The following is a 22,786-nucleotide window of genomic DNA, read 5'->3' as shown; positions in this document are numbered from 1 at the left end:
TATGCTGATTTCTTACCGTGCGTTATAACGCACACTCACCGATTGGAGCTCCTCATGCGCCCAGCCCTCTCCTTGCGCCATCTGACCCTGCCCGCCGTCATGGCCGGCTTTGTCGCCGTTCTGGTCGGCTACACTAGCTCTGCCGCCATCATTTTCCAGGCCGCCGCCGCTGCTGGCGCCACGCCGGCGCAGATCGGCGGCTGGCTGAGCACGCTTGGGATCGCGATGGGCGTCACCTCGCTGGGGCTTTCGCTGTACTATCGCACCCCGATCCTCACCGCGTGGTCGACGCCAGGAGCGGCGCTGCTGGTCACCAGCCTGCCCGGCACGCCGATCAATGAGGCGATCGGAGTGTTCATCTTCGCGTCGGGCCTGATCCTGCTCTGCGGCGTCACCGGGCTGTTCGCCCGCCTGATGGATTATATTCCGCAGGCGATTTCTGCCGCGATGTTGGCGGGGATCCTGCTGCGTTTCGGGCTGGACGCCTTCGCTTCACTGCAGCTCAATTTCCTCCTCAGCGCCGGTATGGGGCTGGCCTATCTGCTCAGCCGCCGTTACCTGCCGCGTTATGCCATCGTACTGACGCTGGCGATTGGGCTGGCGATCGCCGCGCTACAGGGCGATATCCATCTGGCGCAACAGGCGCCGGCGGTCGCCGTGCCGGAATTTATCGCGCCGCATTTCAGCTGGCCGACGCTGCTCGGCATCGGCGTGCCCTTCTTCGTGGTCACCATGGCTTCACAGAACGCCCCCGGGATCGCTACGCTGCAGGCGGCGGGCTACCGTGTCCCCACCTCACCGCTGATCGCCTGGACGGCGCTGACCGCGCTGCTGCTGGCGCCATTCGGCGGTTTCTCGGTGTGCATCGCCGCCATTACCGCCGCCATTTGCATGGGGCCGGACGTGCATCCCGATCCACAGCGGCGCTATATGGGCGCGGTGGCCGCCGGCGGCTTCTATTTGTTGGCCGGGTTGTTCGGCGGCGCCATCGGCCTGCTGTTCAGCGCGTTGCCGGTCGCCTTGATCCACACCATCGCCGGGCTGGCGCTGCTCGGCACCATCGGCGGCAGCCTGCAACGCGCGCTGCATGATGAAAAACAGCGCGACGCGGCGCTGATCGCCTTCCTCATCACCGCCTCCGGCGTCACGTTGCTCGGCATCGGTTCGGCATTCTGGGGCATTGTCGGCGGCGCCATCGCGCATCTGCTGCTGTCGCTGCCGCGGCGAAACACCGTGACGTAACGGGCGGTCTACATTGACAAGCGGCGCCGTGGCGCCTTCACTTTCTCTGTCGTCTGAATGTCAATTCACATAATAAGTGACGCCGTCACCAAGGAAGCTTATGACCGAGAAAGCCGCGCTGTTAGCCCAGCGCTTGATACGCAATGTCGAACAGGTAGAGATGAAGCATGACCGGCGGCCGCCGCTGTATGACAGCGTCGGCGCTCGTCTCGGCACCGGCACCGCCGCCGACAAGCTGGGCGCCTCCTTCGATTGTGTGGCGCCGGGCATGCGTTCCTGCCCCTATCATTTTCACTACGCTCAGGAGGAAATGTTCATCATTCTGGAAGGCAGCGGAACGCTGCGGGTAGCCGGAGAAATGCTGCCGATCGTCAGCGGAGATGTCATTTTCATTCCGCCTGGCCCGGAATACCCGCACCAGATCATCAACACCTCCGATGCGCCGCTGAAGTATCTGTCCGTCAGCACGCGCGAACAGCCGGAAGTGGTGATGTATCCGGACTCAGGTAAATACCAGGCGATGGCGCGCGGCAATGATGGCGAGCAGGTGCGTTATCTGCAGCGCCCTTCAGCCTCGCTCGATTACTGGCAGGATGAACCCTGAATCGCCGTCCGGCAACGTGAGATCCAGCGCGCGCGCCGCCAGTTCAGCGACGCGAAAATCAATGTCCGCCGCCTGCCCGTCTTCCATAAACCAGGCGGCGGAAAGCCCCGACCAGGCCAGGATCCATTGCAGCAGACGCCGGCGATCCAGCCCGGCCAACCGGCACACCTGTTCCACGCGGCGATGGAAAATGGCCGGATCGGTGGCGACGCCGTAGTTAGGATTGCAGAAGATGTTGGCGTAATCGAAGCCCCGTTCACCGTACAAACGCTTGGGATCGATCGCCAGCCAACCGCGTGCACCAAAGTCCAGCACATTGTCATGGTGGATATCCCCGTGCAACACGCTTTCTTCTCGCGGGCTGCTCAACAGCTCCGCCGCCGCCGTGGCGCTGAGACGCAGCATGCCGCCGTGCGCCTGGGCCGCCGGCCACAGCGAGCTGAACCACTCCTGCAACGGGATAAGCTCAGGCAACGGCGCCGCCCGCGGCGCATGCAAGGCGGCGATCGCCCGGCACAGGATCTGCGTGGCTTGTTCATCGTCGCCGTCACGCACCAGCTGCGCCAACGACCCTTCGCCCTGCGCGCGCTCCAGCAAAATGCCGTCGTCGTGCCACGCCAGCACCTGCGCGGCACCTTCTCCACGCCACCAGCACATCAGCTGACCACCGAAGCGCTCCTCCTGCTCGCGGGCGATCTTCAGCATGGCCGCCGCGCCCCGGTAACGCACCGGCATCAATAGACTGCTGTGGGTTTCGAAGGCTTTGCCGTCCTGCTCCAGCCGCCAGCGCTGCAGGTAAGGCGTAAAAAGCGGGTTCATCGTCTCTGCGTCCTTGTTGCCGATCTGCGCCGCACTGTCACATTCGCGTGAGAGACGGCGTATAACATAAAGGGGGATGATTCTCTCAGATATCATCGGCGTGCGGCGCTTTGCCGCGTTTTCTCCAGTATCCTAACCAAGTTTGTCGATTTTATTAACCGGTCTTGCGCGGGGTTTGACCATGACATCATTAAAACGCATTAATTATCCGCAATTGCCTACGCCGGGTGGCCCTTATGTGCACGCCGTGCGCCACGGCGATCGCCTGTACGTATCTGGCTTGACGGCCTTCGCCACCGACGCGCAGGGCTTGAGCGCGCCGCAGCAAACGCAGGAGATCCTTGAGCAATTGGCGACCATCGCCGCCAGCGAAGGCGTCAATCTCAAGGCATTGATTAAAATCAGCGTGTTCCTGACCGACATCGCCGATCTGGCGAGCGTGCGCCCGGTGCTGTTTGACTATTTCGACGGCGCGCTGCCGGCCTGTTCTTTGATGGCGGTCAGCGCGTTGTTCTCACCCGCAGTGTGCGTAGAGATAGAGGCGGTGATGGCGTTGCAATAAGGCGCGGCTAGAGCGCGCCTTCGTCCGGCACGCAGGGGCCAATCTTGAACCAGGCTTTGGCGATCCGCCCCTGTTCCACTTCGTAAATGGCGATGACATCCATTTTGCCGCGCCCCTGCGGGAAGTTGCGCGTCACCACCTCCTGATCGACCACCATATTCCCCACCGCCATGCGTTTTATCCGTTCGCCGTACAGGCTCGGCTCGCGAAAGCGCGCCAGATGCCGTTCGCGGATCGCCGCCTTGCCGCTGGCCAGCAGCGTGTCGGGGTGTTCGTAATACTGCGCGTCATCCGCCCAGCAGGCCATAAAGGCCTCGATATCGCGGGCGTTATAGGCGTCAAGCTGTTGTTGAACCACATCCTGCGGGCGTGCCGTCTTATCGTTCATCATATTCTCCTGCCGAAGTTAACCGCCGCATGCGTCGAACCCATCACGTTAACCGCCCAGTACTACGGCTTGATGACACAGCGCTGATTGAATAAAAACCCATAAATAGCGAATAAATAATCTATCACACCCGATAAACAATACCAGCGTCTGCGCATAAATTTTCAGCGTGCCCCGGGGAACGCTGAAAACCGCCTGACGGCGTGCGTTAATCTTTGCGGCAGTTGGCAGGATTCTGCTAATTTAGCGTGAACAGCCTGATGATAACGAAACGCTATGCAGCAAAAACCGGTGTTGGACGAAGCCAGACAGTTAAAACGACTCAACGCCGCCACGCGGCGCCAATCCCATATGTACAAATGGATCGCGCTGATTGCTGCGCTGGATGCGCTGTTGGTGTTTTGGTATGACCGGGATATGCGCAACGTCACCTTCTCGGGAGCGGTTGCGCTGGTGTGCGGCTATTTGTGGATCCGCGATCGCAACAAGGCTCGGGGTTACCGGCGCGAGTTTGACCGCAAATTCGGCAAGCACAGCGGCGATTAAGGCTGCATCGCTTCCAGCACTTTAGCGCTGTCGACAATCTGCACGAACTTCACGATCTTGCCGGCGCGCACCGTATAAATATGCGCAAAGGAGGCGCTGAATGCTTTGCCGGTGGCCCGGTAAGTGCCGTGATAAAAACCCTGAGCAATCACGTTGTCGCCGGCGTCGTAAAAGTGATCGACATCGGCGCGGTAACCTTGCCATTCGCTGCCCAAACGCTGATGCACGTTCTTGATGATATTCTCCGGGCCGATATAGGTACCGGCGTAAGGGAAACCGGCGGCTTCGGTCCACTCGGCATCGGGGGCCAGCGCCGCCAGCAGATTACGGCCGTTTTCTTCGGAACTGCCTTCGTAAGTCGCGCGCACTATCTCAAGAGGGGTTGGCATGTCTCTTCTCCCATGGCTGATAAGGATATTCCGACCATCTCCGCGGACACAGGCTCTCACCAGGCGGAGACGGCGGAATGCGGCTATTCTAGGTTGCTTGTTTCGCTGCAAAAACCGCAGTTGTGACAATAGTAGGTTGCACTTTAGTAAACAATAGTCGTCTTCTGTCATTCCCTCGACCTCCGACGCGACTATGCTGATTGCCCGATTTCCCCCAACAGGAGCTGAACGTGTCTTTACCCTCGCTGACGCAAGAGCTGTTACAACCGTTTTCCCCCTACCAGACGCTGGCGCAAACGCTGCTGCCGCTCACCCTCGAATCGGACGATGGCTCGCACGATGTGGCGCACCTGCACCGAGTCTGGAAGAACTGCCGCCGCATCAGCAAGCTGGAAGGCGGCGACCGGCGCATTCTCTGCGCGGCGGTGCTGCTGCATGACGCCGTGGCGGTGGAAAAGAATTCGCCGCAGCGTCACCTGGCTTCGCGCATGGCGGCGCAGCAAGCCACGCTGACGCTGACCCGGCTCGAATGGTCGCCGGCGGACATCGCGGCGGTGGCCCACGCTATCGAAGCACACAGTTTTTCCGCCGGCATCCCCCCGCAAACGCTGGAAGCGAAGATCCTGCAGGACGCCGATCGTCTCGACGCCATTGGCCTGATTGGCGTAGCCCGCTGCTTCTATATCGGCGGCCGCATGCGCAGCGCGCTGTATGACGCTGCGGATCCGCGGGCCGAACATCGTCAATACGATGACAAGCGTTTCAGCCTGGATCACTTCGAAACCAAGCTCTTCAAGCTGCAAGACGGCTTCCAGACCGCCGCCGGGCGACAGATGGCCGAGCAGCGCACCGAACGGATGCGGCGCTTTGTCGACGATCTGCTGGAAGAGGTGTAACCTGGGCTTACGGGGCATTTTCGTTATGCCCATAACATTTTCGGTCACATAACGCCGTTAAACTGAAAGCCAACTTCACCGAACGGGCGGCAAAGATGAAAAAGTTGACGTTGAAAGAGATGACGGAAAGCGAGCAACGAGAAGTCAAAACCGAGCTGGACAAAGCGCGTAAAAGCCACGGCCGGCCGCTGACCAACGCCGAACAGCACAAGGTCAAAGATGAAGTGGTGGCGCGCATCATGGCCGCCAGAGCGAAGCTCGCCAAGGCAGAGCGCGCGGAACGCAAAGCCAACCGCTACCGGCCAAGCGGCGACACCTTCAGTTGGTCCGCCACCATCGGTACCCGCCCGCCGCGCTGAATCAGCCAAACAATCCCCGCCGCCGCGGGGATTGTCGTTTATTAGCCAAACTCATCTGCCCTCACCCATCATGAATAACAATGTTATCAATCTGTTGTAAATTGACAGCCTGATGAAGAATATTCATTATCACCTCCACATCCTCTTTTCACGAGACTGCCATGGCCTATCCGCGCAACGTTAATACACCGATTCTCCCGGCGTTGCCCGTTGGCGGTTTGGCGGCGGTTACATCGAAGAAACAGACGCTCATTTGACCGGGGCGAGCTGTCCCGTCAGATGAGCTGACTGGATGGCCTGCAACGCCCCGCCTTCAATTTTCTCATCTGGCTTCTCTGTCGGTCACACAGAAGGAATATTTTATGGCCTCATTTTCGGGTATTTGGGTGGCGATGGTTACCCCTTTCAATCAAGATGCCGTCGATCTGCCGGCGGTTAAACGCCTGGCGCGGCACCTGCTCGACGCCGGCATCGACGGCCTGGTGGTCTGCGGCTCTACCGGTGAAGCCGCCGCGCTGAGCAAGGAAGAACAGCTGGCGGTGCTCGACGCCGTTCTGGAGGTGGCGCCCGCCCATCAGGTGGTGATGGGCCTTTCCGGCAATAACATGGCCGCCACGCTGCAGATGCAGCAAGCCATTCAACTGCGCGACATCGCCGGCGTGCTTATCCCGGCGCCTTACTACATCCGCCCTTCGCAATGCGGCCTGATAGACTATTTCACCCAGTTGGCCGACGCCTCCACCGTGCCGGTGATCCTGTACAACATTCCGCAGCGCACCGGCATCGCCATGGAGCTGGCCACGCTGCGCCGGCTCGCACGTCACCCGCGCATCACCGCCATCAAGGATTGCGGCGGCAACCCTGACGCCACCATGGCGCTGATCGCCGACGGCGAAATCGATGTGATGACCGGGGAAGACAATCTGATCCTCACCACGCTGTGCCTCGGCGGTACCGGCGCCATCTCCGCCGCCGCGCATGTTCACCCGGAACGTTTCGTCCAGCTGGTGCAGCAAGTCGCCGCCGGCGATCTGGCCGCGGCGCGCAGCAACTTCTATGAGCTGTTGCCGATGATCCACCAGATGTTCAGCTTCCCGAATCCGGCGCCGGTCAAGACCGTGCTGGCCCAACAGGGGCTGATCGCCAACGAACTGCGCTCGCCGATGCAGGTGGCGCCGCAGGCGCTGCAGCAGCAGATCGCCGCGACGCTGGCGCAGCTGCAGCCCGCCGAGGCGATAGTCGGTTAAATTTGTTAGCTAAGCCGCTGTAATTTTGGCGCTATGGGACTACGATGAGAGGTTAAGCATGCCCGTCATTCGTCATCAACAAGGAGCTTCCGATGAAACTGTTCTATAAAGCCGGCGCCTGTTCGCTGTCCCCGCATATCGTGTTGCGTGAGGCAGGGCTGGATTTTACGGCGGAGAAGGTCGATCTGGCGCAGAAGAAAACCGAGAGCGGCGCCGATTACCTCGCCATCAACCCCAAGGGACAGGTACCGGCGCTGCTGCTGGATGACGGCAGCCTGCTGACTGAAGGCGTGGCGATCGTGCAATACCTGGCGGACCGAGTGCCGGACCGCAACCTGATCCCGGCGGCGGGCACCCTGTCGCGCTACCACGCGATCGAATGGCTGAACTACATCGCCACCGAGCTGCACAAAGGGTTCAGCCCGCTGTTCAACCCGAAGACGCCCGAGGAATATAAAACCATCGCGCGCGCCAGGCTGGAGCAGCAGTTCAGCTATCTGGATTCGGTGCTGGCGAAGCAGCACTTCCTGTTGGGAAGCCGTTTCAGCGTGGCCGACGCCTACCTGTTCACCGTGCTGCGCTGGGCATTCGCCCTGCAGTTCGATGTGCGCAAGCACGCCCATCTGGCGGCCTGGTTCGATCGCGTTGCGGCGCGCCCGGCGGTAGACGCGGCGCTGAACGCCGAAGGATTGAAGTAAGGTTCAGCCCCGGCGGCTCTCGCCGGGGCCCGATGCCGCTTACAGTTTTACCGCTCTGAACTCGCTGCGCGGCTGCGCGATCCGATCCTGCGCCGCCACCACCTGCAATTCATACTCGCCCATCGCCTGCGTGGTCAGCATCACCTCATACACGGCGGCGGTCACGTGCTCCAGCGCTTTATCCAGCGCCTCGCCCTTCAGCAGATCCACCAGCAGCAGACCACTGGTCAAATCGCCGACGCCAACCGGCTGACGCGCCCCGAAGTCCACCAGCGGCCGGCTAATGTGCCAGGCTTCGTCCGCCGTCACCAGCAGCATTTCGAAACAGTCGGTGTGATAGCCGGCACGGGCCAGGTGCTTGACCAGCACCAATCGCGGCCCCTTGGCGATCAGCGATCGAGCGGCCTGCACCGCGTCGTCCACGTTGGCGACGGCCATCTGGCTCAGCATTTCCAGCTCCAGCAGGTTCGGCGCCACCATGTCGCTGCACGGCAACGCCTGACGGCAGTGAAACTCGGCCACCCCCGGCGCCACGATGCAGCCCTTTTCAGGATGTCCCATCACCGGATCGCAGAAATACCAGGCGTTCGGATTCGCCTGCTTAACCTGACGCACGATCGCCAGAATATGGTCACCCTGCTCCGGCGAACCGATATAACCGCTCAGCACCGCATCACAGCGTTTCAGCTGATCGATATTGGCGATGCCCTGCGCGATCTCGCTCAGGTGGCTGGCCGGCATGACGCAGCCGGTCCACTGACCGTATTGCGTATGGTTGGAGAACTGCACCGTGTTCAGCGGCCAGACGTTGACGCCCATGCGGCGCATCGGAAACTCCGCCGCACTGTTGCCGGCGTGACCAAACACCACGTGCGACTGGATAGAAAGAATGTTTTTCATCGACAGAACTCGTTGGGAATGCGGCAGCCAGCCTGGCGGCTGCCCAAAAAGAAAGGGGCCGCCTGGGCCCCTTACCATCATTATACGCTTACTGCCAGTCCACCAGGCAGTAGTGTTTCTTGCCGCGGCGCAGCAGCGTGTAACGGCCAAACAGACGGTCCGCATCGCTGAAGCGGTATTCGGCATCCGACTGTTTCTCGCCGTTGATGGTCACCGCGTTGGAACCGATCATGGTGCGCGCCTGGCCACGTGACGGCACCAGTTCAGCATTCACCAGCGCCTGCTGCAGATCGGCGTCGCGCTCAAGTTTGATGGTCGGCATGCCGTCCTGCGCCAGCTGGGCGAAGTCCGCTTCGGTCATGTCATGCAGCGCGCCGGAGAACAGGCTCTGGGTGATGCGCTTGGCAGCCGCCAGGCCTTCCGCACCGTGCACCATGCCGGTCACTTCTTCCGCCAGCACGTACTGGGCGCGCGGCGCCTTGCCGCTGTTCTTGTCTTCTTCTTCCAGCGCGTTGATCTCTTCCAGGCTCATGAAGGTGAAGAACTTCAGGAAGCGGTAAACGTCGGCATCGGCGGTGTTGATCCAGAACTGGTAGAACTTGTACGGGCTGGTTTTTTCCGGCGCCAGCCAGACCGCGCCGCCTTCGGTTTTACCGAACTTGGTGCCGTCTGCCTTGGTGATCAATGGCACGGTCAGGCCGAACACCTGCTTCTGATGCTGACGACGCGTCAGATCGATGCCCGAGGTGATGTTGCCCCACTGATCGGAACCGCCGATCTGCAGCTCCACCTGGTGGCGGTTGTACAGCTCGGAGAAATCGAAGCCCTGCAGCAGGTTGTAGGAGAACTCGGTGAAGGAGATGCCGGAGTCGTCGCGATTCAGGCGCTGCTTGACCGCTTCCTTGTTGATCATCTGGTTGACGGAGAAGTGCTTGCCGATATCACGCAGGAAGGTCAGCACGTTCATGCCGCCGAACCAATCGTAGTTGTTGGCCGCGATAGCGCTGTTGCTGCCGCAGTCGAAATCGAGGAACGGGGAAACCTGTTTGCGGATCTTCTCAACCCACTCGTTCACCGTATCGGTGGTGTTCAGCTTGCGCTCCGCCGCTTTGAAGCTCGGATCGCCGATGAGGCCAGTGGCGCCGCCCACCAGCGCTACCGGTTTGTGGCCGGCCAGCTGGAAGCGCTTCAGGCACAACAGAGGAACCAGATGGCCCAAATGCAAGCTGTCAGCGGTCGGATCGAAACCGCAATACAGTGCAATTGGCCCTTGCGCCAGTCGCTCCGCTAACGCTTCCTCATCCGTAACCTGGGCAACGAGGCCCCGCTCTTGCAGTTGTTTAATCAAGTTGCTGCTTGCCATCAATGACTCCATGTATAAACGAATGCACCTTTGCCGGTACACGGCCTTTCGCCCAGTGGCGAAATAAAAATTCAGGGTAGCGCATAGAATAAAGCGCCGGCGGCGTCAGCACCAGCGCTTAGAGGGGGATTTTACGTCTTCAAGGTGCCAGTCGGTCAATTTTCCAGTCATTCCCGTCCCGCTGATACAGGAAACGGTCATGCAGGCGGTGGGCGCCGCCCTGCCAGAACTCGACGGAGTCAAATTTCACGCGGAATCCGCCCCAGAAACTCGGCAACGGCACCTCGCCCTGCTGGAACTTCTGCTTCAGCTCGAGGAATTTGCTTTCCAGCACGCCGCGCGCGGAAATGCGTGACGACTGCTGCGACACCCAGGCGCCGATTTGGCTGTCCTTCGGCCGGCTATGGAAATACTTCAGCACTTCGAGGGTCGACAGGCGCTCCGCCTGACCGAGGAAAATCACCTGACGATCGAGCATGTGCCAGGGGAACAGCAGGCTGATATGCGGGTTTTGCGCCAGCTGCTGCGCCTTGCGGCTGCCGAGGTTGGTGTAGAACACCAACCCCTGCTCATCGAAATGCTTGAGCAGCACGATGCGCTGATACGGCTGGCCGCGTTCGTCGACGGTAGCGACGCACATGGCGGTCGGATCGGCCAGGCGCGCGTCGCAGGCCTGTTTCAGCCAACGCTCGAACAGCTCGAGCGGATTGGCGGTCAGATCGTTGCGGCGCAGGCCGCCTCGGGTATATTCACGGCGCAGGTCCGCAACATCAAACTCATTCTTTTCAATCATCTGGGTTATCGACCAACTGAAAAATCCGTCGTTACATTCTGCGCCTGCGGCGCCAGGAACTCAATCGCTCCGACGCCACCGCTGACCGTCACTCCGTCAACACGCAGTCGCTCATGACTACCTTGCCGTTGCGCTCAAGATAGGCATTGCGGTCTTTCGACCAAAAAGTGTATTTGCCGTCGCTGTATTTAGCGCCGGTCAACGCCAGCACCTGCTTGAGATGCAGCTGTTCGCCATCCATCAGCAGGCTGACTTCGCTCGCCTTGCCGTCGAGCGCCACCGTCAACGGCGTGGTGCCGCACTGGTAGTGCATCGTCTGGCTGCTCTGCGGCAGGATGTAGCTGCAGCCGGACAGCGCCAGCGCGCCGGCGACGAAAATGACTTTTTTCATGCTGTTGCTCCTTAGAAAAATCCTTCACAGGCTATCCTAACAGAGCTAGCGCCCCCCGAATGGCAAAACCGGATAAATCCCACCCAGCACCGTTTCACGGCTGGCGCCGGTCACCGAAGGCAGGTTGCCGGCCTGGCCGGACAGCGTGCGAAACGCCAGCCAGGCAAAGGCCAAGGCCTCCATATCGTCGCCGCTGACGCCGAAATCGTCGGTCAGCCCAACTTCCGTCCCCGGCAGCAGCGCAGACAGACGCGCCATCAGCAGCGTGTTGCGCGCCCCGCCGCCGCACACCAGCAAACGCTCGCACCCGCCGGCCAGCAACACCTGTTCGCTGATGCTGACGGCGGTCAGCTCCGTCAGCGTGGCCTGCACGTCGAACGGCGCAATCGCCGGTAATCCGGCCAGCTGACGCTCCAGCCAGGCGATGTTGAAATACTCGCGGCCGGTGCTTTTCGGCGCAGGCAGCGCGAAGTAAGGGTCCGCCAGCATCTGCTGCAACAGCGGCAAACAGACGCGCCCCTGCATAGCCCAGCCGCCGTCCTGATCGTAAGGTTGCGCGCGGTGGCGCCAGATCCAGGCGTCCATCAGCATGTTGCCTGGCCCGGTGTCAAAACCGCGCACCGGCGCACCGGGCAACAGCAGAGAGAGGTTGGCGATGCCGCCGATGTTCAGCACCATACGCCGCTCGACGGGATGCCCCAGCAGCGCCTGATGAAACGCCGGCACCAGCGGCGCGCCCTGCCCGCCGTAAGCCATGTCGCGCCGGCGGAAATCGCCGACGGTGGTGATATTGGTCAGTGCGGCGATGCGGTTGTTGTCGCCGAGCTGCATGGAGAAACGCGCGTCGCCTTCCGGTTCGTGCCATACCGTCTGGCCGTGGCAGCCGATGGCGGTGATATGATCCGCGTCGATACCGGTTTGCTTCAGCAGGCCGAGCACCGCCTCGCCAAACAGCGTGCCCAGCTGTGCGTCCAACCGGCCGACCGCGGCCAGCGTGGTTTGCTGCCCCTGGCACATCCCCAGGATCTCTTTTTTCAGCGCGATCGGCATCGGATGGCTATAGCTGGCCTGCTGCGCCACCATGCGATCGTCAATCGCGGCCAATACCACATCGATTCCGTCCAGACTAGTGCCGGACATGACGCCTATATAGCGGCCTGACTTCATAGCAACATCCTCTAACCCGCACGGTAAGCAAATTTTATCCTGACAAATAAACCAGAATTGACGAATTAACGCCATGAATTATGATGCTTTTTTTACGCGCCGTGAGCCAGGTGCGTCGCTGTGGCACATTTTATGTGTTAAACCGTGCGTTAACCGGCAACGGAATGAAGGTGAGGCTGTCATAAAGGTAAACCGCGGTTTATTATTGGTTGAACAGAGAAAAGTTAAGCTGCGTGCAGCGATGAGGCATGGCGCTGTATCAACTTTCAGCCATACTTTGTCTATCATTTTCACTGAATCTTGCCTGGTGAGCATTACCAGGTTATGGACTACTACCATCAGGAGTTTTATATGATCAAGCGTCTTCTCGTCGTTGCCGTCGCCGCCGTTACGTTGGCTGGGTGTGCCAATGAATCCATGTCCGGCGATGTCTACTCGTCCTCGCAGGCCAAGCAGGTGCAGAACGTCACTTACGGGACGCTGGTTTCCGTGCGTCCGGTTAAAATTCAGGGCGGCGAAGGCTCCAACGCCTTGGGGATGATCGGCGGCGCGGTAATTGGTGGGCTGTTGGGCAACACCGTTGGCGGCGGCACCGGCCGTACGCTGGCTACCGCGGCGGGCGCTATCGCCGGCGGCGCGGCGGGCAACAGCATCGGTGAAGTGGCCGGTCGTACCTCAGGCTACGAACTGGAAATCAAAACCGACCAGAAAGAGAACATCGTCGTGGTGCAGAAAGCAGGCGACACCAAGTTCAGCCCGGGTCAGCGCGTGCGCATGGCCCGCATGGGCGACACCATCACCGTCTCTCCGCTGTAAGTCAGCAGGCGGCACACGGCAAACCGGAGGCAATCGCCTCCGGTTTTATTTCTGATGCTGTGAAACTGTAATCGTAGAAAATAAGAATATTATTATTTGTTCTGCAGTTCGGTGATATTTTGTTCTAACTTGCCAATCAGCCCTACCAACAGATGCACTTCGTCGGCGGTAATGCCGCTTAAAATCTCACTGCGCGTAGACGTGATCACACTGTCGACTTCCCTGATGATCGGATCGGCCGCTTCGGTCAGCTTGATGCGCTTCGCGCGGCGATCGTTGGCACAGGTGTGACGCGTGATAAGCCCCTTCTCCTCCAGTTGGTCCAGCGTGCGAACCAGTGACGGTTGCTCGATACCGATCGCCTTGGCCAGCTGGATTTGCGACTGCTCCGGCGGCAAGCGATTGATATTGTGCAACGTAACCCAATGCGTTTGGGTCAGCTCCAACGGCTTGAGCCGATGATCGATGAGCGCTCGCCAAACACGAACCAATCGTGCTAAATCTGAACCTAATGTTGACTCCACTTACCCCTCCTTATAATTAGCATGCTAACATTACCTCCCAGAGCTTAGACTATTTTGGGTAACTCACATTAAAAACACAAATGTATATAATGTATATTGTGGAAATAACCACTATTTTTAGCCGCTATTGTTTAATCGTTATGCAAATATTCAACATATTCACCCGTAGGGATTGTTAATGTGAATACATCATGGTTACACGCCTCATCGCCCTTACCCGATTTGGTCCTGGGGGCATCGCTTTATTTTCCACCCATATTTAAAGCTTTTTTGCTAGGACTGGTCTTATGGTTGCTGATTCATCAGCTGCTCAGGGACTGGATGTATTCCGGTGAAATCTGGCACCCCATGTTGATGGACCTGTCCATTTTCGTCCTGACCGTCAGCGGTTCCTTATGGATTTTAGCGAGTTGGTAACCCATGCAGCATAAAACATTAAAATACTTTTCTACGGTGATCGTCTGCGCCATTGCCGTCTGCGCCGGTTGGTGGCTCTGGAATTATTATATGCAATCCCCATGGACCCGTGACGGAAAAGTGCGCGCAGAACTCGTCAATATCACCCCTGAGGTTTCTGGAAGATTAGAGAAAATAAGTGCGAATGACAATCAATTCGTACCTGCGGGAAGTCTGATTTTTACCCTCGACCCGGTGCCTTATCAGATCGCGCTGGACAATGCCGAGGCCGCGGTGGCAAAAGCGCAATCGGATCTGGCCAAGGCGGACCATGAAGCCGCCCGACGCCGCGGGTTGCCGCGCAACGTTATTTCCGCTGAAGATTTGGATGAGTCCAATTTAGCCGCTCAGGCAATGAAGGCCGCCTATAAAGCCGCCCTGGCCAACCTGGAACAGGCCAAATGGAATTTGAGCAAAACTAAAATTTACGCGCCGACCGACGGTTATATCACCAATCTGCAGGCGCGGGTCGGGAACTACGCCAACGCCGGCACGCCTTTGGTCGCACTGGTGGATGTCCATTCGTTTTATGTACTCGGTTATTTCGAAGAAACCAAGCTGAAACATATAAAAGAAGGCAATAAAGCCGATATTGTCTTATATAACGGCAACACCCCGCTGCAGGGGGAAGTAGAGAGTATCGGCCGCGCCATTTACGATCAGAGCGTTGACAGCAACAACGATCTATTAATGGATGTTAAGCCCAATGTTCCCTGGGTGCGTTTGGCTCAGCGCGTGCCGGTGCGGATAAAATTGCTCAACGTGCCCGCCGATTTGACGCTGGTTGCCGGCACCACCTGCACCATTTCGATTCATCAGCGGAACTAAAGTGTGAACCTGCCCTTTCTGGAGTGGAGCCGTACCCCCTGGGGTAAGGCGACCGGCGGCCAATGGCGCTATGCGCTGCGCAACTCGCTGGCGATGTGTCTGGCGCTGTGGGTGGCGTTCGTGCTCGAGCTCGACGAACCTTATTGGGCGCTCACCTCCGCCGCGGTGGTCAGCTTCCCCACCATCGGCGGCGTGATCAGCAAAAGCATCGGCCGCATCTTCGGCAGCCTGGTGGGCGCCGCCGCCTCGGTGGCGATCGCCGGCCACTGCCTGAACGATCCCTGGCTGTTCACGCTGTTCATCGCCGCCTGGATCGGGCTATGCACCTATATCTCCAACCATTATCAAAACAACGTTTCCTACGCGTTCGCGCTGGCGGGCTATACCGCCGCCATCATCGCCTTCGGTACGGTCAACGTCACCGATACCCAGCAGATCTTCGATATCGCCCAGGCGCGGGTTTGCGAAGTGATCACCGGCATTCTGTGCGGCGGGCTGATGATGATGATCCTGCCCAGCACCTCCGACGGCGAAGCCTTGCTGACTTCGCTGCGGCGCATGCAGCAGCGGCTGCTGGAGCACGCCGCCATGCTGTGGCAGCCGGAGGTCACCGCACAGATGCGCACCTCGCACGAAGGGGTTATCGGCCAGATCCTGACCATGAACCTGCTGCGCATTCAGGCGTTTTGGAGCCACTACCGCCTGCGGCGGCAAAATAACCTGCTCAACTATCTGCTGCACCAGCAGCTGCGCATTACCAGCGTCATTTCCAGCCTGCGCCGCATGCTGCTGAACTGGCCGGATCGTCCCGCCAATCTGATGCCGGTGCTGACGCAACTGCTGGATGAATTGCGCGATCCCGCCACCGATAAATATCGCTTGGCGCGCCTGCTCCAGCAGATCGCCCCGCAAGATGCAGCGGACTACCGCCATCGCGCCTTCTGGCTGCGTTTGCGTGATTTCTGCTGGCTTTATCTGCGCTGCAACCGCTGGCTGCAGCGATTGGAAAGCGCCACGGCGGTCAGCGATCTCCAGCCGCCGCGCGTCACCTCGCTGGCGCGCCATACCGACAGCTACGAAGCCGCCTATAACGGCCTGCGCACCTTTTTATGCATCGTGATCGGCTGCGCCTACTGGATCAACACGCAGTGGGACGCCGGCAGCGCGGCGCTGACGCTCACCGCCATCAGCTGCGTGCTCTACTCCTCCACGCCTTCGCCGATCAACAGCGTCAGCACCTTGCTCAAGGCGGTGCTGCTGCTCTCGGTCGCCTGCTTCGTGGTGAAATTCGGTTTGATGATCCAGATTGACGATTTCTGGGTGTTCTGCGCCTTCCTGTTCCCGATCCTGGTGACCATGCAGATGCTCAAACTGCAGAATCCGCCTTATGCCGCGCTTTGGGGGCAGCTGATCGTCTTTATGGGCTCATTTCTGACCGTCAGCAATCCGCCGAGCTATGACTACCAGTCCTTTATCAATGACAACATCGGTAAAATTGTCGGTGTGCTGCTGGCCGGGCTGGCGTTTCAGATCCTGCGCCCCAGCTCGGACAAGCGAAAGAGCCGCCGTATTATCCGCGCGCTGCGCCGCGACTTTATCGATCAGTTGAGCAAAAAGCCGCAGCAGAGCGAAAGCCAGTTTGAATCGCTGATCTACCATCGCATCAGCCAGCTCAATCAAAGTCAGGATCAGGAGGCGCGCACCTGGTTGCTGCGCTGGGGCGTGGTGCTGCTCAACTGCAGCCATATCGTCTGGCAGCTGCGCGACTGGCAAACCCGCTCAGATCCGCTGTCGGCGGTGCGCAACGTCTGTATCCACTGCCTGCGCGGCATCATGACGGAGAAAGGCGTGCAGCACAGTTCGCTGGACGCCACGCTGCAAGAACTGCTGCGCATGAGCAACGCCCTGGCGCACCACCCGGAACAGGCGGCGCGCGATCTGGCCGGCCTTATTTGGCGGCTCTACTGCTCGCTGCAACAATTGCAACAGGCCATTGGCCAGCCCGCCGCCACTGCGGCCGTCAGCGGCGGATGATCACTTGATCACGCCGCAGGCGAAGCGCTCACCGCCGCCGCCGAGCGGCAGCGGATGATCCGAGTGATTATCGCCGCCGGCGTGCACCATCAGCGCCTTGCCCTCAATTTCACTGATTTTTTTCAGCCGCGGCGCCAACACCGGGTCGTTCGCCATGCCGTCGGCGGTCACATAGATGGCCGGCAAATCGCCCAGATGCCCGTCGGCATACGGCCCGAGGTGTTTCCCGGTTTTTTGCGGATCAAAATGCCCGCCGGCCGCCAGCGCCGCCACCGCCTTACCGTCCTTCATGCCCGGCTCGCAGCTGCCTTTCTCATGCACATGGAAACCGTGCACCCCGGCCGGCAAGGCTTTCAGGCTCGGCGTGAACAGTAAGCCGTAAGGCGTTTCGCTGATGGCCACTTTGCCGATATCCTGACCGATGCCCTGCCCGGTCACCAAGTTCATCTCAACGTCGACCGTCGCCGCCTGAGCGGCCCCGCAGGCCATCAGGCCAAGCGCCGCATACCAATAACGTTTCATCAATCAGTCTCCTTAATGACTATATCGAGTTATCAGTATAGGAGAGCCAGCGCCAGCACTGTTAACCAACGCACAATCTCGCCAATTTGATTCGCGGGCCTAATATTTAGCACCAATAATAATTCTACCGATGTTGGTCCTCTGACCAGCTGTCGTTCGGCTAACGTTGTTTCCCTGTTTCCACCGCCGACGCGCGAGAGTTCACTTCCCGGCCAGGCGGCATACTTCATAAGGAACTGATATGGGCATCTTTAGCTATAAGGATCTGGACGAAAACGCGTCAAAGGCGCTGTTTTCCGACGCCTTGGCCATCTCTACCTACGCTTACCACAATATCGATAACGGCTTCGATGAAGGCTATCACCAGACCGGTTTCGGCCTCGGTCTGCCGCTGACGCTGATCACGGCGCTCATCGGCAGCACCCAGTCGCAGGGCGGCCTGCCCGGTCTTCCCTGGAACCCCGACTCCGAACAGGCCGCGCAGGACGCGGTGAACAATGCCGGCTGGTCAGTGATCGACGCCGCACAGTTGGGATACGCCGGCAAAACCGATGCGCGCGGCACCTACTACGGCGAAACCGCCGGTTACACCACCGCTCAGGCCGAGGTGCTGGGCAAATATGACAGCGAAGGCAATCTCACCGCCATTGGCATCTCATTTCGCGGTACCAGCGGCCCGCGCGAGTCGCTGATCGGCGATACCATCGGCGATGTGATTAACGATCTGTTGGCCGGGTTCGGGCCGAAAGGCTATGCCGACGGCTATACGCTGAAGGCCTTCGGCAATTTGCTGGGGGACGTGGCGAAATTCGCGCAGGCCCACGGGCTGAGCGGCGAAGACGTGGTGATCAGCGGCCACAGCCTCGGCGGGCTGGCGGTCAACAGCATGGCGGCGCAGAGCGACGCCAACTGGGGCGGCTTCTACGCGCAGTCCAACTATGTCGCCTTCGCCTCGCCGACCCAGTACGAAGCCGGCGGCAAGGTGATCAACATCGGCTATGAGAACGATCCGGTGTTTCGCGCGCTCGACGGCACCTCGCTGACCCTGCCGTCATTGGGCGTTCACGATGCGCCGCATACCTCCGCCACCAACAATATCGTCAACTTCAACGACCACTACGCGTCGGACGCCTGGAATCTGTTGCCGTTCTCCATTCTCAACATTCCGACCTGGCTATCCCACCTGCCGTTCTTCTATCAGGATGGTCTGATGCGGGTGCTGAACTCCGAGTTTTATTCGCTGACCGACAAAGACTCGACCATCATCGTCTCCAACCTGTCGAACGTCACGCGCGGCAGTACCTGGGTGGAAGATCTGAACCGCAACGCGGAAACGCACAGCGGGCCGACGTTTATCATCGGCAGCGACGGCAATGATTTGATCAAGGGCGGCAAAGGCAACGACTATCTCGAGGGCCGCGACGGTGACGATATCTTCCGCGACGCCGGCGGCTATAACCTGATCGCCGGCGGCAAAGGCCACAATATCTTCGATACCCAGCAGGCGTTGAAAAACACCGAGGTCGCCTACGACGGCAATACGCTTTACCTGCGCGACGCCAAAGGCGGCATTACGCTGGCGGACGACATCAGCACCCTGCGCAGCAAAGAAACCTCCTGGCTGATTTTCAGCAAAGAGGTGGATCATCAGGTGACCGCCGCCGGATTGAAATCGGATTCGGGCCTCAAAGCCTATGCAGCCGCCACCACCGGCGGCGACGGCGATGACGTCCTGCAGGCTCGCAGCCACGACGCCTGGCTGTTCGGCAATGCCGGCAACGACACGCTTATCGGCCATGCCGGCGGCAACCTGACCTTCGTCGGCGGCAGCGGCGATGACATCCTGAAGGGGGTCGGCAACGGCAATACCTTCCTGTTCAGCGGCGATTTCGGCCGCGACCAGCTGTATGGCTTCAACGCCACCGACAAACTGGTATTTATCGGCACCGAGGGCGCCAGCGGGAATATCCGCGACTATGCCACGCAGCAAAACGACGATCTGGTGCTGGCCTTCGGCCACAGCCAGGTCACGCTGATCGGCGTCTCGCTCGATCATTTCAACCCCGATCAGGTGGTGTTGGCCTAAAGACCGACGTAAAAAAAGCCGGGCGCTTTCGCCGCCCGGCTTTCCTCTTTCTACCCCGTCTCAGGGCACGTCATACCCCAACGCCGCCTTGCGAATGCGGAACCACTGCTGGCGGTTCAGCGCCAGTTTCTGCGCCTTCAACGCCGAACGCACCCGCTCGATCTTGCCGGAGCCGATAATCGGCAGCGGCGAAGACGGCAGGCGCATCACCCAGGCGTAAACCACCTGTTCAATGGTCTCGGCGCCGATCTCTTGCGCCACCCGCTGCAGCTCGTCGCGCAGCGGCTGGAACTCGGCGTCGTTGAACAAGCGGCCGCCACCCAGGCAGGACCAGGCCATCGGTTTGATGCGCAGCTGCTGGCACTGGTCGAGCGTGCCGTCCAGGATCGCCGGTTGGTGAATCGGCGAAATTTCCACCTGATTGGTGACCAGAGAGAACGGCAGACGCGACTGCAGCAGTTGGAACTGCGCGGGCGTAAAGTTAGAGACGCCGAAATGGCGCACCTTGCCGCTTTTGTGCAGCGCGACAAAGGCTTCGGCCACGTCGTCAGCGTCCATCAACGGATCCGGGCGGTGGATCAGCAACAGGTCGAGGTAGTCGGTATGCAGATAGCGCAGCGAGTGTTCCGCGCTCTGTACGATATGATCGCGATCGGTGATGTAGTGGCCGATCGGGTTGCCGGGCTTGGCGGTGGTGGCGATGCCGCACTTGCTCACCAGCTCCAGCGACTGCCGCAACGCGGGCTTCAGGCGCAGCGCGTCGCCGAATGCCTGCTCGCAGGCATAACCACCATAGATATCTGCGTGATCGACGGTGGTGACGCCCAGTTCGACGTGCTGTTCGATAAACGTCAGCAGCTGCTGCGGCGACATGCCCCACTCCATCAACCGCCAGTAACCGCAAATCATGCGGGAAAATTCAGGCCCCTGCGGCGCGAGACGAATGCGTTCTACCATTGCGAAAACCTCATGACATTAGTTGTCAGCCAGCATACACAAGCCGGTGAGGCGCAGGGAAGCGCAAAGGCGCATGAACGTGCGGCAGATCAGGAAAGGGTCAAAACAGCGAAGGCTGTTCCGGCAGCGGCTCGTCGGGGGCTTTGTTGGCGCGCTGCAGGCGCAGGAAACGTTGGCGACACAGACGCAGCACTTCGCGCTTTTGCGCGTCGCTCATGCTCATCCAGCCGAACCGCTCCTCGCGGCTGCGCAGGCAGCCACGGCAGAAACCGCGATCGTCGGCCTGGCAAATGCCGCGACACGGGCTGGGGATGTCGAAAAATTCAAGCTGCTGTGCCACGGACCCTCCTGCATTCTCCTGCTAATTGAAGACGTCATCGCCGCCGCTGGCAAGTCCCTTTTCGCCATTGCGGCGAAAATAGTCGCGCAAATAGCGCAGCGCCTGGCGGCTTTTCTCCGGCATAGTGCGTTCCAGCGTCAGCGCGTGCAGCCGCAGCGGCGCCGGCCGCCACTCCGGCAACAGCAGCAACAGCTCGCCGCGCTGCAGCTCGTCGCCAATTTCATACAGCGGCTGAACGGAAATGCCCAGACCGGCGCGGGTAAAGGCGCGCATCACGTTCATGCTCTCGCTGACGATCTGCCCCTCCGCCAGCCGCAGCTTGACCTGCTGGCCGGATTGATGCAGCAAATCCAGATGGGCCCCGCTGTAGCCGCTGGAGATCCAGCGGTGCTGCACCAAATCCTGCGGCTTTTCCGGCACCCCATGCTGGCTGAGGTAACGCGGCGCCGCGCACAGCACCATCGGCCACGCCGTCAGCGGGTGAGCGATCATATTGGCGTCCGCCAGTTGACGATTGGCGCGCAGCGCAATGTCGACCCGCTGTTCTATCATGTCGACGATGCGATCGTCTGCCAGCACCCGCAGCGTCAGCTTGGGATGCGCCTGCAACAGCGGCGCCAGCGCCTCCGCCAACGAGCGGCCGCCGATGCCAACCGGAGTGGCGATGCGCAGCTCGCCCACCAGCGTGTCCCGCAGTTCCGCCAGCCGCTGCTCCGCCTGCTGCGCCTGTTGCAACATCGCCTCGCAGCCGGGATAAAACGCCGCCCCCGCCTCGGTCAACGCCAGACGGCGGGTGGAGCGGTGCAACAGCGGCACCCCGAGCGCCTTCTCCAGCGAGCGCATATGCTGACTGACCGCCGACGGCGTCATGCCCAGCCGCCGCGCCGCACCGGCCAACGATCCCTCCGCCACTACGGTGGCGAACACCGCCATTCGATTGAGTTTATCCACGATTATGAAGTTTTACTTAATCAAGAAAGCATGAATATGGCACTAATCACGGCTATTGTTAAGGACTAGAGTAGATCCCACGCAGCAGGCACATCGGCCTGCCTTACGATACTGACCCATCCCTGAAGGAGCATACAGATGAAAGTAGCCATTATTGGAGCAACCGGTTTTGTTGGCCGCCGTGTGGTGGATGAAGCGCTGGCTCGCGGCATTCAGGTAACGGCGATCGCCCGTCAGAAAAAAGATTTGCCGGACCACGCCAATCTGACCGTCGCGCTGGGCGACGTCGCCGATACCGCCTGGCTGGCGGGGCAATTGCACGGTCAGGATGCGGTGATCAGCGCCTACAATCCCGGCTGGGGCGAAGACAACCTGTATGAGAAGACTACGCGCGGCGCCCAGCAGATCCTTACCGCGGTCGAGCAGTCAGGCGTCAAGCGCCTGTTGGTGGTGGGCGGCGCAGGCAGCCTGGAAGTGGCGCCGGGCGTTGAACTGGTGGATACGCCGCAATTCCCGGAAAATATCCGCCCCGGCGCGCAGGCGGTGCGCGATCTGCGCAATAAACTGCGCAACGAATCAGCGCTCGACTGGACCTATCTCTCTCCGGCCGCCCTGCTGGAACCGGGCAAACGCACCGGCCAGTTCCGCCTCGGCACCACGCAGCTGCTGATGAACGGCGACGCGCCGGCCAGCATTTCGGTGGAAGATCTGGCGGTGGCTATCGTCGATGAGATTGAAAAACCTCAGTTTATTCGCGCCCAATTCACCGCCGCCTACTAATTCCCCTCACCGCCAGGCCACCGGCCTGGCGTTTTCCCGCGTTCGCCGCCGCCAGTATTCTGAATTTCTAAGGTTTTCTTAAGTTTCATCCGGTAGATTTCAAGGCATTATCTACTCTCAGGATCCAG

27 protein-coding genes are annotated in these 22,786 nt (G+C 60.1%); 14 read left to right on the top strand and 13 right to left on the bottom strand.

The window, feature by feature from the left end:
- Nucleotides 1-54 precede the first annotated feature (54 nt).
- Nucleotides 55-1,242, top strand: a complete 1,188-nt coding sequence (locus CPH57_RS07710; RefSeq protein WP_033652587.1) for a benzoate/H(+) symporter BenE family transporter — start codon at nt 55-57, stop codon at nt 1,240-1,242.
- A gap of 100 nt (nt 1,243-1,342) precedes the next feature.
- Nucleotides 1,343-1,846: a cupin domain-containing protein gene (locus CPH57_RS07705; protein WP_033652588.1), complete on the top strand. Its 504-nt coding sequence runs from the start codon at nt 1,343-1,345 to the stop codon at nt 1,844-1,846.
- On the opposite strand, the gene CPH57_RS07700 is transcribed toward CPH57_RS07705, so the two are convergent.
- A complete protein-coding gene (locus CPH57_RS07700) occupies nt 1,811-2,665 on the bottom strand; it encodes an aminoglycoside phosphotransferase family protein (protein ID WP_033642940.1) in 855 nt (284 codons plus the stop codon). The genes CPH57_RS07705 and CPH57_RS07700 overlap by 36 nt on opposite strands.
- Before the next feature lie 181 nt (nt 2,666-2,846).
- On the opposite strand from CPH57_RS07700, the gene CPH57_RS07695 reads away from it, so the two are divergent.
- Nucleotides 2,847-3,227, top strand: a complete 381-nt coding sequence (locus CPH57_RS07695; RefSeq protein ID WP_033644265.1) for a RidA family protein — start codon at nt 2,847-2,849, stop codon at nt 3,225-3,227.
- A 7-nt stretch (nt 3,228-3,234) separates the two neighbouring features.
- Here the strand turns inward: CPH57_RS07695 and CPH57_RS07690 are convergent, their stop codons facing one another.
- Nucleotides 3,235-3,615, bottom strand: coding sequence for a nuclear transport factor 2 family protein (locus CPH57_RS07690; protein ID WP_033642939.1), 381 nt, complete (start codon nt 3,613-3,615; stop codon nt 3,235-3,237).
- Between the two features lie 276 nt (nt 3,616-3,891).
- On the opposite strand from CPH57_RS07690, the gene CPH57_RS07685 reads away from it, so the two are divergent.
- Nucleotides 3,892-4,161, top strand: a complete 270-nt coding sequence (locus CPH57_RS07685) for a hypothetical protein (protein WP_033642938.1) — start codon at nt 3,892-3,894, stop codon at nt 4,159-4,161.
- On the opposite strand, the gene CPH57_RS07680 is transcribed toward CPH57_RS07685, so the two are convergent.
- The gene (locus CPH57_RS07680) at nt 4,158-4,550 is read right to left on the bottom strand and encodes a nuclear transport factor 2 family protein (protein ID WP_033642937.1); all 393 of its coding nucleotides are present in this window, start codon (nt 4,548-4,550) and stop codon (nt 4,158-4,160) included. The two genes, CPH57_RS07685 and CPH57_RS07680, sit on opposite strands and share 4 nt — an antisense overlap.
- A 200-nt stretch (nt 4,551-4,750) precedes the next feature.
- Between CPH57_RS07680 and CPH57_RS07675 the strand changes: the two genes are divergently transcribed.
- The 4 genes from CPH57_RS07675 (at nt 4,751) to gstA (ending at nt 7,750) form a co-directional block, all read left to right on the top strand.
- The gene (locus CPH57_RS07675) at nt 4,751-5,446 is read left to right on the top strand and encodes an HD domain-containing protein (RefSeq protein ID WP_080376477.1); all 696 of its coding nucleotides are present in this window, start codon (nt 4,751-4,753) and stop codon (nt 5,444-5,446) included.
- Between the two features lie 95 nt (nt 5,447-5,541).
- A complete protein-coding gene (locus CPH57_RS07670; protein WP_033642935.1) occupies nt 5,542-5,805 on the top strand; it encodes a DUF3811 domain-containing protein in 264 nt (87 codons plus the stop codon).
- A gap of 362 nt (nt 5,806-6,167) precedes the next feature.
- On the top strand, nt 6,168-7,052 hold the full coding sequence (gene dapA, locus CPH57_RS07665) for a 4-hydroxy-tetrahydrodipicolinate synthase (protein WP_042784387.1): 885 nt from the start codon (nt 6,168-6,170) through the stop codon (nt 7,050-7,052).
- Between the two features lie 92 nt (nt 7,053-7,144).
- On the top strand, nt 7,145-7,750 hold the full coding sequence (gene gstA / locus CPH57_RS07660; RefSeq protein ID WP_025302671.1) for a glutathione transferase GstA: 606 nt from the start codon (nt 7,145-7,147) through the stop codon (nt 7,748-7,750).
- A gap of 39 nt (nt 7,751-7,789) precedes the next feature.
- Here gstA and pdxY read toward each other — a convergent pair whose 3' ends face one another.
- From pdxY to anmK, 5 genes are all read right to left on the bottom strand, one after another.
- On the bottom strand, nt 7,790-8,650 hold the full coding sequence (gene pdxY, locus CPH57_RS07655) for a pyridoxal kinase PdxY (protein ID WP_096242200.1): 861 nt from the start codon (nt 8,648-8,650) through the stop codon (nt 7,790-7,792).
- An 88-nt stretch (nt 8,651-8,738) separates the two neighbouring features.
- Nucleotides 8,739-10,013, bottom strand: coding sequence for a tyrosine--tRNA ligase (gene tyrS, locus CPH57_RS07650; protein WP_033642931.1), 1,275 nt, complete (start codon nt 10,011-10,013; stop codon nt 8,739-8,741).
- 139 nt (nt 10,014-10,152) lie between these two features.
- Nucleotides 10,153-10,806, bottom strand: coding sequence for a pyridoxamine 5'-phosphate oxidase (gene pdxH / locus CPH57_RS07645; protein ID WP_033642930.1), 654 nt, complete (start codon nt 10,804-10,806; stop codon nt 10,153-10,155).
- A gap of 88 nt (nt 10,807-10,894) precedes the next feature.
- Nucleotides 10,895-11,197 (bottom strand): MliC family protein, encoded by a 303-nt coding sequence (locus tag CPH57_RS07640; RefSeq protein WP_004931294.1) that lies wholly within the window; start codon nt 11,195-11,197, stop codon nt 10,895-10,897.
- 45 nt (nt 11,198-11,242) lie between these two features.
- Nucleotides 11,243-12,364, bottom strand: a complete 1,122-nt coding sequence (anmK, locus tag CPH57_RS07635; RefSeq protein WP_096242199.1) for an anhydro-N-acetylmuramic acid kinase — start codon at nt 12,362-12,364, stop codon at nt 11,243-11,245.
- Between the two features lie 351 nt (nt 12,365-12,715).
- Between anmK and CPH57_RS07630 the strand changes: the two genes are divergently transcribed.
- Entirely contained in the window at nt 12,716-13,180 is a 465-nt protein-coding gene (locus CPH57_RS07630; RefSeq protein ID WP_025159710.1) for a glycine zipper 2TM domain-containing protein, read from the top strand.
- A gap of 92 nt (nt 13,181-13,272) precedes the next feature.
- Here the strand turns inward: CPH57_RS07630 and slyA are convergent, their stop codons facing one another.
- Nucleotides 13,273-13,704 (bottom strand): transcriptional regulator SlyA, encoded by a 432-nt coding sequence (slyA, locus tag CPH57_RS07625; protein WP_004931301.1) that lies wholly within the window; start codon nt 13,702-13,704, stop codon nt 13,273-13,275.
- Between the two features lie 180 nt (nt 13,705-13,884).
- Between slyA and CPH57_RS07620 the strand changes: the two genes are divergently transcribed.
- Genes CPH57_RS07620 through CPH57_RS07610 form a run of 3 tightly spaced genes read left to right on the top strand, consistent with a single transcriptional unit; the run spans nt 13,885 to nt 17,022 of the window.
- Complete coding sequence (locus tag CPH57_RS07620) at nt 13,885-14,121, top strand: DUF1656 domain-containing protein (RefSeq protein ID WP_025159708.1); 237 nt, start codon at nt 13,885-13,887, stop codon at nt 14,119-14,121.
- 3 nt (nt 14,122-14,124) lie between these two features.
- Complete coding sequence (locus CPH57_RS07615; RefSeq protein ID WP_015377735.1) at nt 14,125-14,988, top strand: HlyD family secretion protein; 864 nt, start codon at nt 14,125-14,127, stop codon at nt 14,986-14,988.
- 3 nt (nt 14,989-14,991) lie between these two features.
- Entirely contained in the window at nt 14,992-17,022 is a 2,031-nt protein-coding gene (locus tag CPH57_RS07610) for an FUSC family protein (RefSeq protein ID WP_033642928.1), read from the top strand.
- Here the strand turns inward: CPH57_RS07610 and sodC are convergent, their stop codons facing one another.
- Nucleotides 17,023-17,544 carry a superoxide dismutase family protein gene (gene sodC, locus CPH57_RS07605; protein ID WP_033642927.1) on the bottom strand — a complete coding sequence of 174 codons (522 nt, stop codon included), beginning with the start codon at nt 17,542-17,544 and terminating at the stop codon, nt 17,023-17,025.
- A gap of 241 nt (nt 17,545-17,785) precedes the next feature.
- Here sodC and CPH57_RS07600 point away from each other — a divergent pair, with 241 nt between their 5' ends.
- Complete coding sequence (locus CPH57_RS07600; RefSeq protein ID WP_033652595.1) at nt 17,786-19,630, top strand: polyurethanase; 1,845 nt, start codon at nt 17,786-17,788, stop codon at nt 19,628-19,630.
- Nucleotides 19,631-19,690: 60 nt separating this feature from the next.
- Here CPH57_RS07600 and CPH57_RS07595 read toward each other — a convergent pair whose 3' ends face one another.
- The 3 genes from CPH57_RS07595 to CPH57_RS07585 form a co-directional block, all read right to left on the bottom strand.
- The gene (locus tag CPH57_RS07595; RefSeq protein WP_069100775.1) at nt 19,691-20,587 is read right to left on the bottom strand and encodes an aldo/keto reductase family oxidoreductase; all 897 of its coding nucleotides are present in this window, start codon (nt 20,585-20,587) and stop codon (nt 19,691-19,693) included.
- 100 nt (nt 20,588-20,687) lie between these two features.
- Entirely contained in the window at nt 20,688-20,927 is a 240-nt protein-coding gene (locus tag CPH57_RS07590) for a DUF1289 domain-containing protein (RefSeq protein WP_019455980.1), read from the bottom strand.
- 21 nt (nt 20,928-20,948) lie between these two features.
- Entirely contained in the window at nt 20,949-21,878 is a 930-nt protein-coding gene (locus CPH57_RS07585; RefSeq protein WP_187174031.1) for a LysR substrate-binding domain-containing protein, read from the bottom strand.
- A 138-nt stretch (nt 21,879-22,016) separates the two neighbouring features.
- Here CPH57_RS07585 and CPH57_RS07580 point away from each other — a divergent pair, with 138 nt between their 5' ends.
- Nucleotides 22,017-22,658, top strand: a complete 642-nt coding sequence (locus CPH57_RS07580) for an NAD(P)-dependent oxidoreductase (RefSeq protein WP_033642923.1) — start codon at nt 22,017-22,019, stop codon at nt 22,656-22,658.
- The last annotated feature ends 128 nt before the right edge of the window (nt 22,659-22,786 follow it).

It is taken from the genome of Serratia sp. JKS000199 (assembly GCF_900215455.1).
Classification (GTDB): Bacteria; Pseudomonadota; Gammaproteobacteria; order Enterobacterales; family Enterobacteriaceae; genus Serratia; species Serratia ureilytica.
The sequence above is the reverse complement of the archived record's forward strand: the minus strand, read 5'-3'. Positions and strand labels throughout refer to the sequence as shown.